This is a genomic window from Brevibacterium daeguense (genome assembly GCF_021729135.1).
GTDB lineage: Bacteria > Actinomycetota > Actinomycetes > Actinomycetales > Brevibacteriaceae > Brevibacterium > Brevibacterium daeguense.
Genome location: NZ_JAJTWW010000009.1, coordinates 135,757 through 150,588 on the forward strand (window position 1 = coordinate 135,757; position 14,832 = coordinate 150,588).

At 67.0% G+C, this 14,832-nt stretch carries 15 protein-coding genes; 4 read left to right on the forward strand and 11 right to left on the reverse strand.

Going from position 1 to position 14,832, the window contains the following annotated elements:
• The first annotated feature begins 246 nt into the window (after positions 1 to 246).
• A complete protein-coding gene (gene groL / locus LXN01_RS09510; RefSeq protein WP_236864452.1) occupies positions 247 to 1,881 on the forward strand; it encodes a chaperonin GroEL in 1,635 nt (544 codons plus the stop codon).
• A 174-nt stretch (positions 1,882 to 2,055) separates the two neighbouring features.
• Here the strand turns inward: groL and LXN01_RS09515 are convergent, their stop codons facing one another.
• Entirely contained in the window at positions 2,056 to 2,766 is a 711-nt protein-coding gene (locus LXN01_RS09515; RefSeq protein WP_236864453.1) for a DUF1707 SHOCT-like domain-containing protein, read from the reverse strand.
• A 38-nt stretch (positions 2,767 to 2,804) separates the two neighbouring features.
• Here LXN01_RS09515 and LXN01_RS09520 point away from each other — a divergent pair, with 38 nt between their 5' ends.
• The 3 genes from LXN01_RS09520 (at position 2,805) to LXN01_RS09530 (ending at position 4,772) form a co-directional block, all read left to right on the forward strand.
• The gene (locus LXN01_RS09520; protein WP_236864455.1) at positions 2,805 to 3,557 is read left to right on the forward strand and encodes a sulfite exporter TauE/SafE family protein; all 753 of its coding nucleotides are present in this window, start codon (positions 2,805 to 2,807) and stop codon (positions 3,555 to 3,557) included.
• Positions 3,558 to 3,682: 125 nt separating this feature from the next.
• Positions 3,683 to 4,492: a hypothetical protein gene (locus LXN01_RS09525; protein ID WP_236864457.1), complete on the forward strand. Its 810-nt coding sequence runs from the start codon at positions 3,683 to 3,685 to the stop codon at positions 4,490 to 4,492.
• A 67-nt stretch (positions 4,493 to 4,559) separates the two neighbouring features.
• Positions 4,560 to 4,772 (forward strand): RNA-binding S4 domain-containing protein, encoded by a 213-nt coding sequence (locus tag LXN01_RS09530; RefSeq protein ID WP_236864459.1) that lies wholly within the window; start codon positions 4,560 to 4,562, stop codon positions 4,770 to 4,772.
• Positions 4,773 to 4,849: 77 nt separating this feature from the next.
• Here LXN01_RS09530 and pspAB read toward each other — a convergent pair whose 3' ends face one another.
• The 10 genes from pspAB to LXN01_RS09580 all read right to left on the reverse strand — a co-directional run bounded on the left by pspAB (position 4,850) and on the right by LXN01_RS09580 (position 14,712).
• On the reverse strand, positions 4,850 to 5,425 hold the full coding sequence (gene pspAB, locus LXN01_RS09535; protein WP_236864461.1) for a PspA-associated protein PspAB: 576 nt from the start codon (positions 5,423 to 5,425) through the stop codon (positions 4,850 to 4,852).
• A 16-nt stretch (positions 5,426 to 5,441) separates the two neighbouring features.
• On the reverse strand, positions 5,442 to 6,350 hold the full coding sequence (gene htpX / locus LXN01_RS09540; protein ID WP_236864463.1) for a zinc metalloprotease HtpX: 909 nt from the start codon (positions 6,348 to 6,350) through the stop codon (positions 5,442 to 5,444).
• Between the two features lie 139 nt (positions 6,351 to 6,489).
• On the reverse strand, positions 6,490 to 6,774 hold the full coding sequence (gene pspAA / locus LXN01_RS09545) for a PspA-associated protein PspAA (protein ID WP_236864465.1): 285 nt from the start codon (positions 6,772 to 6,774) through the stop codon (positions 6,490 to 6,492).
• Entirely contained in the window at positions 6,771 to 7,568 is a 798-nt protein-coding gene (locus LXN01_RS09550) for a PspA/IM30 family protein (RefSeq protein WP_236864467.1), read from the reverse strand. The genes pspAA and LXN01_RS09550 overlap by 4 nt, the downstream gene beginning before the upstream one ends.
• A gap of 152 nt (positions 7,569 to 7,720) precedes the next feature.
• On the reverse strand, positions 7,721 to 8,011 hold the full coding sequence (locus LXN01_RS09555) for a WXG100 family type VII secretion target (protein WP_236864469.1): 291 nt from the start codon (positions 8,009 to 8,011) through the stop codon (positions 7,721 to 7,723).
• 143 nt (positions 8,012 to 8,154) lie between these two features.
• Complete coding sequence (locus tag LXN01_RS09560; protein ID WP_236864471.1) at positions 8,155 to 9,207, reverse strand: S1C family serine protease; 1,053 nt, start codon at positions 9,205 to 9,207, stop codon at positions 8,155 to 8,157.
• Between the two features lie 584 nt (positions 9,208 to 9,791).
• A complete protein-coding gene (locus LXN01_RS09565) occupies positions 9,792 to 11,483 on the reverse strand; it encodes a sensor histidine kinase (RefSeq protein ID WP_236864620.1) in 1,692 nt (563 codons plus the stop codon).
• A 99-nt stretch (positions 11,484 to 11,582) separates the two neighbouring features.
• Positions 11,583 to 12,341 (reverse strand): response regulator transcription factor, encoded by a 759-nt coding sequence (locus LXN01_RS09570; RefSeq protein WP_236864473.1) that lies wholly within the window; start codon positions 12,339 to 12,341, stop codon positions 11,583 to 11,585.
• A gap of 109 nt (positions 12,342 to 12,450) precedes the next feature.
• On the reverse strand, positions 12,451 to 14,139 hold the full coding sequence (locus LXN01_RS09575; protein ID WP_236864474.1) for an FMN-binding glutamate synthase family protein: 1,689 nt from the start codon (positions 14,137 to 14,139) through the stop codon (positions 12,451 to 12,453).
• Positions 14,140 to 14,148: 9 nt separating this feature from the next.
• A complete protein-coding gene (locus tag LXN01_RS09580) occupies positions 14,149 to 14,712 on the reverse strand; it encodes a CGNR zinc finger domain-containing protein (RefSeq protein WP_236864476.1) in 564 nt (187 codons plus the stop codon).
• Positions 14,713 to 14,832: the final 120 nt, after the last annotated feature.

A 14,832-nucleotide genomic window follows, 5' to 3' on the forward strand; every position in this document is an offset into this window, starting at 1 on the left:
GAGGCTTCGGCCTCCGGTTTCGTGTTTTCCGGGACCGCTCCGGCCGTGCCTTCGGGCATGGCGGGAGCGGTCCCGCGCATTTGCACTCTCAGGGGCAGAGTGCTAAATCTAGTAGCGGTGTAACGCTGATCCGAATTGAGGGATGAGTGCCGCTGTGGAAGGGAATCAGCGGTGCGAACCCGGCCGTCGCGGGCATTCGGGGCAGCGACGAACATCCCACCCCGTACAGGGAGGACCACTGCCACTATGACAAAGCTCATTGCATTCGACGAGGAAGCACGTCGCGGACTCGAGGCGGGGCTCAACACCCTGGCCGATGCCGTCAAGGTCACGCTCGGACCCCGCGGTCGCAACGCCGTGCTCGAGAAGAAGTGGGGCGCGCCGACCATCACCAACGACGGCGTCTCCATCGCCAAGGAGATCGAACTCGAGGATCCGTACGAGAAGATCGGTGCGGAACTCGTCAAGGAAGTCGCCAAGAAGACCGACGACGTTGCCGGCGACGGCACCACGACGGCCACGGTGCTCGCCCAGGCGCTCGTCCGCGAGGGCCTGCGCAACGTGGCGGCAGGTGCTGACCCGCTGAGCCTCAAGCGCGGCATCGAGAAGGCTGTCGAAGCCGTCTGCCAGGTGCTGCTCGACTCCGCCACGGACGTCGACTCCAAGGAGCAGATCGCCGCCACCGCCGGCATCTCCGCCGGTGATCCGGCGATCGGCGAGCTCATCGCCGAAGCCATCGACAAGGTGGGCAAGGAAGGCGTCGTCACCGTCGAGGAGTCCAACACCCTCGGCCTGGAGCTCGAGCTCACCGAGGGCATGCGCTTCGACAAGGGATACATCTCCGGCTACTTCGTCACTGACACCGAGCGACAGGAGACTGTGCTCGAGGATCCCTACGTTCTGATCGTCAACTCGAAGATCTCGAACGTCAAGGACCTGCTCCCGGTGCTGGAGAAGGTGCAGCAGTCGGGCAAGCCGCTGTTCATCATCGCCGAGGACGTCGAGGGCGAAGCCCTGGCCGTGCTCGTCGTGAACAAGATCCGCGGCACCTTCAAGTCCGTGGCCGTCAAGGCTCCCGGCTTCGGAGACCGCCGCAAGGCTCAGCTCGCCGATATCGCAATCCTCACCGGCGGGCAGGTCATCGCCGAAGAGGTCGGACTCAAGCTGGAGAACGCCACCCTCGATCTGCTGGGCACCGCCCGCAAGGTCGTCATCACCAAGGACGAGACCACCATCGTCGAAGGTGCCGGCGACTCGGAGGAGATCGCGGGCCGCGTGGCGCAGATCCGGGCGGAGATCGAGAACTCGGACTCCGACTACGACCGCGAGAAGCTGCAGGAGCGTCTGGCCAAGCTGGCCGGCGGTGTCGCAGTCATCAAGGCCGGAGCCGCCACCGAGGTGGAGCTCAAGGAGCGCAAGCACCGCATCGAGGATGCAGTGCGCAACGCCAAGGCGGCTGTGGAGGAAGGCATCGTCGCCGGTGGCGGCGTGGCACTGCTCCAGGCCGGCAGGACGGCCTTCGAGAACCTGCAGCTGACCGGTGACGAAGCGACCGGTGCGTCGATCGTCCAGGTCGCCATCGAGGCTCCGCTCAAGCAGATCGCGGCCAACGCCGGGCACGAGCCGGGCGTCGTCGCGGAGAAGGTGCGGCACCTCGAACCCGGTTACGGCCTCAACGCCGCGACCGGTGAGTACGAGGACCTGCTCGCTGCGGGAGTCAACGACCCGGTCAAGGTGACCCGCTCTGCTCTGCAGAATGCCGCCTCGATCGCCGGTCTGTTCCTCACCACCGAGGCAGTCGTCGCCGAAAAGCCCGAGCCTGCCCCGGCAATGCCGGGCGGCGACGGTGGAATGGGCGGAATGGGCGGCATGGACTTCTGATCCACCGCTCGTCGGCCCAGCCGGCGCCCGCCACAGGAGGCGAGATCGGGTGCGTCCCGGTCTCGCCTCCTGTGCTGTTCGGGGCTGAGCGATCCCGTCCGCGGTGCCGGTGCCGCCCGCGCTGATCAGAGCCCCGACGGCTCGCTGAGATCGGCCTTCGGTGGTGTGCCGGTCTCAGAACAGCGGTCCCTCGCCCCGCCTTCTGCGTCGCTCGATCTCAGCCCTGCGGATCCTGCGCTTGGCGCGGGTGCCGGTGATGTCGTATTCGAAGGCCTTCGGGTTCGCCCGGATCTCCGCCTGCGCATCCGCATCCCCGAGCTTGGCCTTGGCTCGTGTGGTGAGCATCCGCTTGCGCTGCTTGATGATCGAATCCTTGGCCATGACGGTCGAGAAGACTCCCATCCCCGTGCCGAGGATGACAAAGGCCGGCCAGAAGAAGATCAGCTCCCGGGACGCTATGGAGATCACCAGCCAGATCGCTACGGTGAGAAGAGAGGGAGCGGCCGAGGAGATCGCCATCCTGCGCAGATCCGCGCGGTAGAGCTCCAGCGCGGTCGCGTCGATCCCCTCCGGGGTGGTGGGGATCTCGTCGTCGTGCTCGTCCAGCGCTGCGATCTCCGGCCGGACCAGGGGAGCGGTGCCGGGAGCGGGAATATCCGCGGGGCGGACGAGATCCTCCAGCAGCGGCACGATTTCGGCCAGAGTCTTGATCTCGCCGGCCGCTTCGAGCCGCTCCGCATGCTCGTCCACGTCGAGCAGACCCTCGGCGAATGCACCCCCGAGGATCTCGAAGACCCTGCCGCGGTCCCGGTCGGAGGCACGCAGGGCGCCCTCAGCGCGGGGATCCGCGCTGAACGTCAGCCAGACTGCGCTGTCGAGTGCCATGTCAGCAGGGTACCGGACTTCCGGACTACCATCGGGTTGTGGATTTCGTCGTAGTGCTCATCGTCGCGTTCGTCTTCCTCGGCGCGCTGATGCAGCGGACCACGGGCATGGGATTCGCAATGGTGGCAGGGCCGTTCCTCGTGGTGCTGCTGGACCCGGTCGCCGGGGTGGTGCTGATCAACGCTTGCGGGGTGCTGTCCTCGCTGATCGTGCTCTCGCGGACCTTTCGCGAGGTTCGATGGAAGCGCGTGGCGGTGCTGGCGGTCGGAGCTCTGCTCGGCACAATTCCCGGCGCTCTCGTGACGACACTGCTCCCGCAGGATGCGGTTCGGATCTTCATCGGCGCACTGATCATCGCTGCGCTGACCATGTCGCTGCTCGGCAGCCGGTTCGCACCTCCGGTCCGACCCAGCCCGGTCAAGAGCGCAACTGCGGGCTTCTTCTCCGGCTTCATGAGCGGCTCCGCCGGAGTCGGAGGACCCGCCATGAGCGTCTACGCCATCATGACCCGGTGGGAGCAGCGATCCTTCGCTGCAACGCTGCAGCCCTACTTCGTGCTCACCGGCCTGATGGCGATCATTGCGAAGATCGCCTTCGACCCGTCGGCGGTGCCGATCCTCCCGGGCGCGACCTGGGTGGCGATCGTGGCAGCGCTGCTGCTGGGTCAGCTGGCGGGAGAGCTTCTGTCGCGAGTCCTGCCGGTGCAGACCGCACGGGTGTTCATGATCGTGCTGGCCTACTTCGGCGGAGCTGTCACGGTCGCTTTCGGGGCCGCCGGAGCAATCGGGTGACGCTCGGACGCGCGGGGAACTCGAAGCTCCGCCGCGCTCCGAACACAGTCGGCTGCCAGGTTCCGCAACGATAATTGCTGGGGTAAGCGCACAAGCCAGTGGGATCACCGCAGAGAGGTTCGACAATGGGATATGTGTTTCTGGCGCTGCTCATCATCGTGGGAGTGGCCTTCATGGTCGGCTCCCGCCGTGAGCGCACACGCGAGCTGGAGCGCAAGTCCGAAGAACTCGCTCTCGTGAAGTCTGCAGCAGCCGAAGACGTCACATCCTTCGGAGAAGAGGTCGCCGACCTCGACATCGTGACCGCCGGAGTCGAACTCGACGAGGGCGGACGACAGGACTATCAGCGGGCGCTCGAAGCATACGACACTGCCAAGGAGACCCTCGACCGGGTCGAGGACCCGGAGGACATCGGCCACGTCACCGAGGCGCTCGAGGACGGCCGCTACGCCGCCAAGTGCGTTCGGGCCCGTGTCGACGGCAAGCCGCTGCCCGTGCGCCGCCCGCCGTGCTTCTTCAACCCTCAGCACGGCCCCTCCGTGGAGGATGTCGATTGGGCACCGGCGGGCGGTCAGCCGCGACCGGTGCCGGTCTGCGCGGCCGACGCCGAGCGCGTTGCAGTCGGCGCGGAGCCCGCAGTTCGCAAGGTTGCGACCGGCAACGGTCATACACGACGCGCGTACTGGGAGGCCGGACCCGCCTACGCCGAGTACAACCGCGGCTACTTCAACTCCTACGCCGGTTCCGGATTGCTCCCCGGCGTTCTCATGGGCGCGATGATGTTCGGCGGCTTCGGAGGCGGCTGGGACGGCTCCTACGCGGACGGCTACCAGGACGGCATGGACACCGGCGGGGGCGAGGACATGGGCGGTGGCGATGTCGGCGGCGACCTGGGGGGCGGCGATTTCGGCGGCGGATTCGACTTCGGGTTCTGACTGCCTGCTCGACCGACCGACGTCTTCCTCCGGGCGGCAGTCGGTCCGACCGCATTACACTCGGATCATGGACACTGTGGGAATCCGCGACGAGAGCATCCGGCTGGGACAGCTGCTGAAGCTGCACGGAGTGGCCGACAACGGCACGATCGCCAAAGAGCTCATCTTCGCTGGAGAAGTGCGCGTCAACGGCGAAGTCGAGACGAGGCGGGGTCGCACGATCGTGCCCGGTGACACCGTGGAGGCGGCTGGAGTCACCTTCTCCGTGTCCCGCGACTGACTCGTGCGCCCGAGGTGCCGCGGAGGCAACGGAAGCTCACCTCCGAGGGAACGCGATCAGTCGAGAAGGGCTCGGGGTCAGTCGAGCATTCCCGGTGCATCCCACACCGGTGACCACTTGGACATGTCGCTCTCGATCTCGAGCTCCCCGGAGAGCACTCCGCGCAGCTGGATCTCCAGGGCGCTGTCGCGCCGATGCGGTCCGAGCTGCACGAACGGGTAGAACGTCCCGCGCTTGTACAGGTACACCAGCGCCGCGCGGCGACCGGAGGGTTCGGCGAAGTAGAGCGTCGAGCACAGCAGCATGGGACCGAAGCCCTGGTTCTCCAGAGAGGAGTTCACCGCGTGCATATTGGTGACCAGATTCGAAGTGCTTGCATTCGCATCCGTGATGACCTGCCAGGTGTAGCCGAAGCCGTCGTTGACCTGTCGGACTTTGCAGTCGGGATCCTTGGCGATGAGTGCGCGGCTCTCCTGCTCGACCTGGGCGAAGGCTCCGCCCTCCACTTCCCGGAACGCCACGCCACCGGTGCCGGTCGGCACGAAGGCGGTTGCGGCCTGCATGGTCAGCGCTGCCGGAGGCAGGGCGAAGAGGTCGTCCAGATTGGCCTTCTTCGGCTTGCTGCGGCCAAGAATCGCGTCGAGGAATCCCATGGAGCTCCTGTGCCTCTCACATCGGCCGGGACAGCTGGGCCGAGATCCTGCTCAGCTGCTCCAGGCGCTTTTCGAGCGTGGGGTGGGTGGCGAAGAGCTGGATGACGCTCTTGCCGTTGGCGGCCGGCACCAGGGCCAAGTGGTTCGCGCCGGCGGAGGCACGCAGATCGCGCTCCGGGATGCGGCCCATTTCGCCGCTGATCTTCGTCAGAGCGGAGGCCAGCGTCGAGGGGCTCCCGGTGAGCAGGGCCCCGGCTCGGTCGGCGGCCAGCTCACGGTAGCGCGACAGGACCCTGATCAGAACGAAGCTCAGCGCGTAGACGACGACGCCCACGAGGAGCAATGCGAGCTGGATGGGGAAGCCGTTGTTGTTGTTGTTCCGGGAGCCTCCGGTGTAGAGGAAGCTGCGCATCATGAGGCTGGCGACCACTCCGGTGACCCCGGCAACAGTCATCACCGTGACGTCGCGGTGAGCGACGTGCGAGAGCTCGTGAGCAAGGACCGCCTCGACCTCTTTCGGCTCCAGCTGATCGAGCAGGCCCTGCGTGACGCAGACGACCGAGTGCTTGGGCGACCGGCCGGTTGCGAAGGCATTGGGCACCCGAGAAGGGGAGTAGGCGACGCTGGGCTTGGGGGAGTCGGCGAGCTGGCAGAGCCGGTCGACCATCGTGTGGAGCTTCGGAGCCTGCTCGGGCGTCACGATCCGGCCGTTGATCGATCTCAGCGCGATCGAATCGGAGAAGTACCACTGGAAGAAGAACAGTCCGGCACTGATGATGATGGCGCCGATGACCCCGGCGACGCTCTGTCCGAGGATCCACCAGATGGCCAGGATGAGCACAACGTAGACCAGACCGTTGAGGAAGACCGTGATCCCCATCCGGAACGTCAGTCCGCGATCCTTGACGAAGCGCGTGCGACTCATTGCTCTCCTGCCTCCTGGCGGTTGTCGGTGCGGCGGTCGGAACCCGGCTCGGCGTGCTCGACTGCCGAAGTCAGTGCGCTCGGACGCTCGGGTCCGAAGCGTGAAGGGGCGACTCGCAGGTCGCCCCTTCAGCTCTCACTCAGGTCAGCTCCGGGATGAAGCCTTCGCCGGTGAGCATCTGCTGGATCTCCTCGATCTCGGCGTCCGGGTACGGGATCACAATGTCCGAGCTGCCGAGGAAGTCGTCAGCGACCGGTTCAGCATGGTCGAGCACGTACTGCCGCAGAGTGCTGAGCGCCTGATGGACATGCTCGGAATCGCCCGACTCCACCGCCGCCTCGACCTCGTCGTCATACTTCTGCAGGGTGTCCTGCTCGACGTCGGCCACATTGAACTGGCCCTCGCCCATGATGCGAACGATCACTGGACACCTCCTCGGCCTTCCGCGCTGCGATCAGCGGCGGGATCGGACACTTCCGCGTCCTCGGCCTCGAGCGCCGGCCGACCGGCGGATGGGCCGCTCGGCAGCGACTCGCGCATCCGGGCCAGCTCCATCTCCACATCGTTGTCGCTGGACAGCGCATCGAGCTGGGCGGTGAGATCGTCCTTGGAGGTGCCCGTCATGTCGTCGAGTGCGCCCGAGGCGATAAGCTCGTCGACAGCCCCGGCCCGCGCCTGCAGCTGGGCGGTCTTGTCCTCGGCCCGCTGGATCGCCAGGCCGACGTCGCCGAACTCCTCGGAGATGCCGGAGAACGCCTCGCCGATCTTCGTCTGCGCCTCGGCCGCGGTGTAGGTGGCCTTGATCGTCTCCTTCTTGGTCCGGAACGCGTCCACCTTGGCCTGCAGTCGCTGGGAGGCGGTGGTCAGCTTCTGCTCCTCGGCCTGGAGATTCTGGTGCTGAGCCTGCAGATCGGCGATCTGCTGGGACAGGCCGGACCGCCGGGTCAGGGCCTCACGAGCCAGATCCTCGCGGTTGACCTCCAGCGCCTTCTGCGCCTGCGACTGCAGCTTGGTCTGCTGCTGCTCGAGCTGGCCGATCTGGAGCTCCAAGCGCTTCCGGCTGGTGGCGACGTCAGCCACTCCGCGTCGTACCTTCTGCAGCAGCTCCAGCTGCTTCTGGTACGAGTAGTCGAGCGTTTCGTTGGGATTCTCGGCCTTGTCCAAAGCCTTGTTCGCCTTGGCGCCGAAAATCATGGCGATTCGTCTGAAAATGCTCATGCTGGGGGAATCTCCTTCGAGGCCGATCCTCGGGCGGCGGCGTCGTGCCCGGCACGAACCCGGGCACGGCACCGTCGTCGCAATGCTGTCCTGATCAACACTACTGGGTCCGCCTGGAAATTTCCGCCGAAGAGGGCGCCCCGAGACCGGGCTCAGCGCATGAACAGGCGGGTGTTGGCGTCTTCGACCTCGGTGTACTGACGCCCTGCCACGTGGAGTGCCTCCTTGATCGACTCCAGGGACTCATGCACCCGCCGCTGGACTCCCTCCCAGTCCTCCACGACGAGGTTGAAGTTCTGAGCAGCGCTGCCGCGCCAGCATTCGTTGAGAGCACGCAGATGGCGCATGAGCGCATCGACTTCTGCGGAGAGCACGGCGACGGACCGCGTGGCGGTGGCGGCCGTCGACATCACGCGGTTGGCATCGACTTCGAGTATGGACATGGCTCCTCCTGGCTCGGTGAGTTCGGTGCCACCAGCGTCTCGACCCGGCGTCGGCCTCCGCGACTGAACGCGAACGGCTGTGGACGAAGGGGATTCGTCCACAGCCGCAGAGTCACCGGAGCCGGAAGCTCGGTGACCTCGCGTCACTCGGAGGCGAGCGTCGCCTGCAGATCCATCTGCTGACCGCCCCGCACCAGAGTGATCGTGACGGTGTCGCCGATCGCCTGCGAGCGAATGATCGCCTGCAGCGACACCGCGGAGTTCACTGCGGTGCCGTTGACCGCGATGATGTGGTCGCCGTCCTCGATGCCGGCCTGTTCGGCAGGCGAGCCGCCGGAGACCGATGAGACCATGGCCGAGCCGCGGGAGATGCCGTTGAACTCGACCTCGCTCGAGGTGATGCTCACGCCGAGGTGCGGGTGCTTGGCCTCGCCGGTCGAGATCAGCTGGTCGGCGATGTTCGTCGCCTGGTAGATCGGGATCGCGAAGCCGATGCCGATCGAACCACCCTGACCACCGGAACCGGGTTCCTGCAGGGTCGCCGCCGAAGAGTTGACGCCGATGACCTCACCGGTGCCGTTGACGAGCGGGCCGCCCGAGTTGCCGGGGTTGATCGCGGCGTCAGTCTGGATGGCATTGGTGATGGTCAGCGCCACGTCCTGCTCGGTCGGGTTCTCCCCGATGTTGGTCGTCGTCACCGGACGGTTGAGCGCGGATACGATACCCGTCGTCACGGTGTCGGCCAGGCCGAGCGGGTTGCCGAGCGCCATCACCGGTTCGCCGACCTCCAGTTCGGAGGACTGACCCACCGGCAGGGGTGTCAGGCCCTCGGGCTGCTGCTCGAGGTCGAGCACCGCGATGTCGGTCTCCGGGTCGCGCCCGATGATCTGCGCATTGACAGTCGCGCCGGTGCTGAGAACCACCTGCACCTCGCCACCGGGGGCATCGGCCGCGGCGACGACATGGTTGTTCGTGATGACGTGGCCCTGGTCCCCATAGACGAAGCCGGACCCCAGTCCGCTGATCTCGCCGTTCATGCCCACCTGGATCGCTGCCACGCTCGGGGATGCCTGCTCAGCGATCTTGGTCCAGTCAGGAGTCTCGATGGTCGCCTCGCCGGGGTTCTCCTGCTCCTCCTGAGCGCCGGCCAGCAGCGTCGAGCCGACGCCGATGGCGCCGCCGATGAGTGCGGCCACGAGCGCCAGCCCGATGACCGCCAGCCATCCCGGGCCGGAGCCGCGACGCCGGGGCCGAGAGTCAGCGGCGGCAGAGGGCGCGCCGTATGCGGTCTGCGACGGATTCGAGCCCGGCGGGCCTGCAGCTGTGCCCCGTGCCGGAGCCGACGCCCCATACGAGCCGGCGGCAGCGCCGCTGCTCGGGCCGGGCCCGCTTCCGTAGGGCTGGTTCGGGGAATACGGTCCTGCCGACGTCCCCGGGCGCTGCTGACCAGGACCGGAGGAGGGGCCCGGCCCGGGCGCGGAGGGACTGGAACCCGGGGAGGTCTGCCCGGGTCCCGGAGCGGGCGCACCATAGGGCGACTGTCCGGGTCGGGGCTGCCCGTGAGGGGCCGGGCCGGAGGCCGAGGGTCCGTGCTGGGACGGATTCGACGATGGCCGGCCGAACTGCTGGGTGCCACCCCTCGGCTGGTTGCCGACTCCCGGCTGAGCGCTGCTCGGCTGGCCGCTGCTTCCGGGCTGGGCGCCGCTGGGCTGTCCGCCGCTCTGCCCTCCGTGGCGGGGATCGTGGGAACTGCCTGATCCGGGTCCGTGGGGGTTCTGGCTCATGTCTGGTCCTTCCTCGTGAATTCGGGCTCTGCGGCGTCGCCGTCACTGGTCTTCTTCGCAGGTGGGATCGGCAGATCAACCCGGAACGTTGCTCCGCCTCCCGGTGTCGGGTGCACGGAGATCTCGCCGCGGTGGGAGTCGACGATCGCCTTGACGATCGACAGGCCCAGCCCCGATCCTCCGGTGTCGCGGTTGCGGGAGGCGTCGAGGCGGTAGAAGCGCTCGAAGATGCGCGGCGCCTCGTCGGGGTCGATGCCCTCGCCGTGGTCGCGAACCTCGAACCTGACCCGGCCTGCCGGGAAGCCGTGGAGGTCCTCGCTGACCCGTACCCCTCCTGCGGCCGTCACGTCCGGGGTGATCGCCTGGGCTCCCGACCTGGACTTCTTCTTGTCCTCATTCCTTCTCCTGTCCTCGCCCTTCTTCTTGTCGTCGCCGTTGTCGCGTTTGAAGATGCGCACCGGTCCGGTCACGAACCCCTTCTCCGGCTTGGACTCCTTGGGCTCGGGCGGCGCCTCGGGAATGCCGTGGACGCCGACGGCGAATTCGATCGCGGTGCGCGGGGGAGTATGGCGGACTGCGTTGCCGGCAAGATTCATGATCACCTGGCGGAGCTTGAAATCGGAGCCGATGACGGCCGGCACCTCGGGGGCATCCCCGCCGTCCAGGCCGATGAAGCTGATGTCGCGGTCCGGGTCCTGGGCGGCAGCATCGGCGGCGGCATCGCGGACTATTCCGCCGATGTCGACCGGTCCGGTCTCGGCCTGCCGGAGCTCGTCCATCCTGGCCAGGACGACGAGGTCCTCGACGAGTACGCCCATGCGCTTGGCCTCGGACTCGATCCGCTCCATGGCCTGCGCGACCTGCTCGTGCTCCCGGATCGCGCCCTGGCGGTAGAGCTCGGCGTAGCCGCGGATCGTCACCAGGGGAGTGCGGAGCTCGTGGGAGGCGTCGGAGACGAACTGGCGGATTCGCTTCTCCGATCGCGTCTGCCCGTCGAAGGAGTCCTCGATCCGACTGAGCATGGTGTTGAGGGCTGCTGACAGCCGGCCCAGCTCCGTATTGGGCGGGTAGGTCGTCACCCGCTGGGAGAGGTCGCCCGCAGCGATCCGCGAGGCGGTCTCCTCGATGTCCTTGAGCGGGCGGAAGGTGTTCGTGATCGCGAAGTAGCCGACCCCCGCCACCAGCGCCAGGGCCAGCATCCCGATCCCGACCATCGTGTTGCGGGCACGCTCGCTGATGGCGTCGATGTCGCGGTCGAAGGGCACACCGATGGCGACGAGCAGGGATGAGTTCTCAACCCGAAGCGCCCGGATCCGCCACTGCGACCCGGTGCCGGACACCGTGAACGGCCGTCCCTGCATCGTGTTGACGGTCTCCAGGTCGATCGTCGGCAGCAGCGGCGTGTTGTCCGGTTCGGGCGCGACCGGGTCGTACATCTTCCTGCCGTCGGCGGTGAAGAACTGCACGTAGTAGGAACCGGGAAGCAGGCTGCGCAGCGACTCCTCGGAAGGGGTCGCGTTTCCCGGAGTGCGCAGCGGGGAGGGAACGAGCACTTGGTCCGCGGCCTGGATGGCGAGCGCCTCGGAAGCCTGGATCAGCCGCTGATCGGTTCGCTCGATGAGGCTGGCGCGCAGGTTCTCCAGCACCCATGCACTCGTCCCCGACAGCACGAGCACCATCAGCGTCATCATGATGGTGAGCAGCTTGGTGGTGAGCGACCATTCGTCCCAGAGGACTGTCCGCTCTCTCCGGTTGTGCCGTACGACGGAGGAAATGGCGCGAACCGCTTACTTGGATTCCGGGGTGCGCAGCATGTAGCCGACGCCGCGCTTGGTCTGGATCATGGGCGTCCACTCGAGTTCGATGGGGTTGCCGGCCTCATCGGTCGTGGGGGCGGTGTCGATCTTGCGCCGCAGGTAGGAGATGTAGGATTCCACGATCCCGGTGTCGCCGCCGAAGTCGTACTCCCACACGTGGTCGAGGATCTGCGCCTTCGACAGCACCCGGTTGGCGTTGAGCATGAGGTAGCGCAGCAGCTTGAACTCGGTGGGGGACAGGTCGATGAGGATTCCGCCGCGACGCACCTCATGAGTGTCGTCGTCGAGCTCGAGCTCCCCGACCTGGATCACGGCCGTCTCCTCGTCCTCGGGGCTGTGCGTGCGGCGGAGCACTGCGCGGATCCGAGCGACGACCTCTTCGAGCGAGAAGGGCTTGGTGACGTAGTCATCGCCGCCGACGGTCAGGCCGGTGATCTTGTCGGACGTGTCATCACGGGCGGTGAGGAACACCACGGGGATGTGGCGGCCGGCTTGGCGGAGGCGGCGGGTGACGGTGAAGCCGTCCATGTCGGGCAGCATCACGTCGAGGACGAGGAGGTCGGGTTCGGTCTGCTCCGCCAGGCGGAGCGCCTCGGCTCCGTTGGCGGCGGAGACGACATCGAAGCCGGCGAAGCGGAGGCTGGTCGACAGCAGCTCACGGATGTTGGGTTCATCGTCGACGACGAGCAGAGTCGCCTCGACATCCTGGGAATCGTGTGAAGAAGCCATGGATTCAGTATGGTGCCGGAATCTGGATGTTGTCTGGACAATGGCTGGAGACGATTGCTGGCTTCATCACACAAGGTATCCTGCCGTGGGAAACGCCGAGAGCGTCGGATCACGCTCGGTAGCTGGGCTCGTTCGGGTCTTCCTGCACCAGGTCCGGCGGCTGGGGCTGCCCGCTCGCCGGCGGGCGGCCATAGCGGTTCGCGCCCATCGAGGGCCCCGGGCCGAAGCGGTCGGGGGAGGAGACGCGCCAGTCGGCGGCCCACCCTCGCGGCGGATCATTCAGCAGCTCGCCGTGCCGCATCCAGTTGAAGAGGCTGGCGTAGGACACGACCCGAGTCTGGGAGACGCGCTTGCGCAGCATCTGATGGTCGAGCTCCTCGGGCCTGTCGACCCCGAGGGAGGCGATCATCTGCTTCGCCTCCCTGACGGTGGCGCGGTGGTAGTTGTACACCTGCTCGGACTTCGACGGGACGTCGAGCCCGCGGTAGAGCTTCGGGTCCTGGGTGGCGACTCCTGTCGGGCAGCGGTTGGTGTGGCACTTCTGCGCTTGGATGCACCCCACTGCCATCATCATGGCGCGCGCGGACATGCAGAAGTCGGCACCCTGGATGAGTCTGCGGACGATATCGTTGCCGCTGGCGATCTTGCCGGCCGCACCGATCCTGATGTGCTCCCGCAGTCCGCATCCCACCAGCGCGTTGTGGACCACATGGATCCCCTCGGTCAGGGGGGTTCCCATGTGATCCTCGTACTCGAGGGGCGCGGCGCCGGTGCCGCCCTCGGACCCGTCGACGATGATGAAGTCGGGCAGGATCCCGGTCTCGAGGATCGCCTTGCAGATGCCCAGCACGTCGCGGCGCATTCCCACGCACAGCTTGAAGCCGATGGGCTTGCCGCCGGACAGCTCACGCAGCTGCCCGATGAACTGCATCATCTCGCGCGGGCTGGCGAAGGCACTGTGGGCCGGCGGCGAGATGCAGTCGGCGCCGACGGGCACTCCGCGCGCCTCGGCGATCTCGGGCGTCACCTTGTGCGCCGGCAGCACGCCGCCGAGCCCCGGCTTTGCTCCCTGTGAGAGCTTGATCGTGATCGCCTTGACCTCGGGCAGCTGCGCCTTGGCGGCGAACTCCTCGGGGGAGAAATCGCCGTCCGCGTCTCGACAGCCGAAGTAGCCGCTGCCGAACTCCCACATCAGATCCGCGCCGGCCGCGAGGTGGTACTTGGTGAGCCCGCCCTCGCCGGTGTCGTGGAGGAATCCGCCCTGTGCGGCGCCGTGGTTCATCGCCAGCACCGCATTCTTGGACAGCGAGCCGAAGCTCATCGCGGAGATGTTCAGCAGTGAAGCGTCATACGGCCGGCTGCACTGGGGCCCGCCCAGGCGAACCCGGTGCTCACCCTCGGGCATCCTGCCCGGCTGGACGGAGTGGATGAGGTATTCGTAGCCGGGCTCGCGCACCTCGAGCTCGGTGCCGAAGGACTTCACCGAATGCCGGCCGGCCGCTCGCTCATAGATCAGGCTGCGCACGTCCCGGTCGAACGGCCGTCCGTCGGTGTTGCGCTCGATGAAGTACTGCTGGATCATCGGCCGGATCTCCTCCATCAGATAGCGCCCGTGACCCAGGACGGGAAAATTGCGCAGGACGGCTTTCCGCGGCTGGATCAGGTCGATGATCGCGACGACGAGGAGGAGAGCCGCGACAGCGGCCAGGATCCACCACCACGGCGAGACGACGAGGGCCAGTGCGACGGCGGAGGCGAGGACGGCGAGTACGCCGATGGAGATTCCGATGGCGACCATGAATCCAGCCTAACGTTTACCGGGAGTCGCCTCTTCCTCCTGCCGGCGGCGATAGGCGGCGACATGCGTTCGGTTTCCGCAGTTGCCCAGGTCGCAGAAGCGCTTGGATCGGTTGCGGGAGAAGTCCGCGAAGACGGCATCGCAATCCTCCGCGGCGCACCGCTGCAGTCGCGAGAGCTCGTCCTCCCGGACCGTGTCGACGAGGGCCAATGCGATGTCGACGGCGATCCTGTCGGCCAGCGGGGCTGTCTGCGCGACGGCGTGCAGATGCCAGCCCCAGTCGTCGTGGCGGACCAGCTGCGGCAAAGCGCTGCAGCGCAGCAGTGTGGCGTTGACGAGGGCGACGACGCTCTCGACCGATTCGGCCTCGAACACGGTCGAGAACTCCTGCCGGACGTCGTGAACCTGCTGCAGCTCGATGTCCGTTCCCGAGGCGGGTGTCGAGAATCCGTGGTCGCGGACGAAGGAGCTCAGGGACGCCGGGTCGGGCAGCTCCTCGTGACCGGAGCGCCCCGTGTTGACGAGGTCGACCAGCAGGGTGAGGTTGACGCGGGCTTCCTGGGTCAGTGGCATGAGGGTCCACTGTAGCGGAGTCGGCGGACTGGGGCCGAAACCTGCTCATGAGCGACATCCGTTTGACTGATGACGTGCTGCTATGTGGTTCCGGCCGGTCATGTAGGATGTCAGGGGCAA

Coding starts and splice junctions, on each gene's coding strand:
- LXN01_RS09550 (WP_236864467.1), bottom strand. CDS start 7,568: ATGAGCATTTTCAGACGAATCGCCATGATTTTCGGCGCCAAGGCGAAC.
- LXN01_RS09575 (WP_236864474.1), bottom strand. CDS start 14,139: ATGGTCGCCATCGGAATCTCCATCGGCGTACTCGCCGTCCTCGCCTCC.
- LXN01_RS09555 (WP_236864469.1), bottom strand. CDS start 8,011: ATGTCCATACTCGAAGTCGATGCCAACCGCGTGATGTCGACGGCCGCC.
- LXN01_RS09565 (WP_236864620.1), bottom strand. CDS start 11,483: ATGACGCTGATGGTGCTCGTGCTGTCGGGGACGAGTGCATGGGTGCTG.
- LXN01_RS09530 (WP_236864459.1), top strand. CDS start 4,560: ATGGACACTGTGGGAATCCGCGACGAGAGCATCCGGCTGGGACAGCTG.
- LXN01_RS09580 (WP_236864476.1), bottom strand. CDS start 14,712: ATGCCACTGACCCAGGAAGCCCGCGTCAACCTCACCCTGCTGGTCGAC.
- LXN01_RS09515 (WP_236864453.1), bottom strand. CDS start 2,766: ATGGCACTCGACAGCGCAGTCTGGCTGACGTTCAGCGCGGATCCCCGC.
- LXN01_RS09525 (WP_236864457.1), top strand. CDS start 3,683: ATGGGATATGTGTTTCTGGCGCTGCTCATCATCGTGGGAGTGGCCTTC.
- LXN01_RS09570 (WP_236864473.1), bottom strand. CDS start 12,341: ATGGCTTCTTCACACGATTCCCAGGATGTCGAGGCGACTCTGCTCGTC.
- htpX (WP_236864463.1), bottom strand. CDS start 6,350: ATGAGTCGCACGCGCTTCGTCAAGGATCGCGGACTGACGTTCCGGATG.
- pspAB (WP_236864461.1), bottom strand. CDS start 5,425: ATGGGATTCCTCGACGCGATTCTTGGCCGCAGCAAGCCGAAGAAGGCC.
- groL (WP_236864452.1), top strand. CDS start 247: ATGACAAAGCTCATTGCATTCGACGAGGAAGCACGTCGCGGACTCGAG.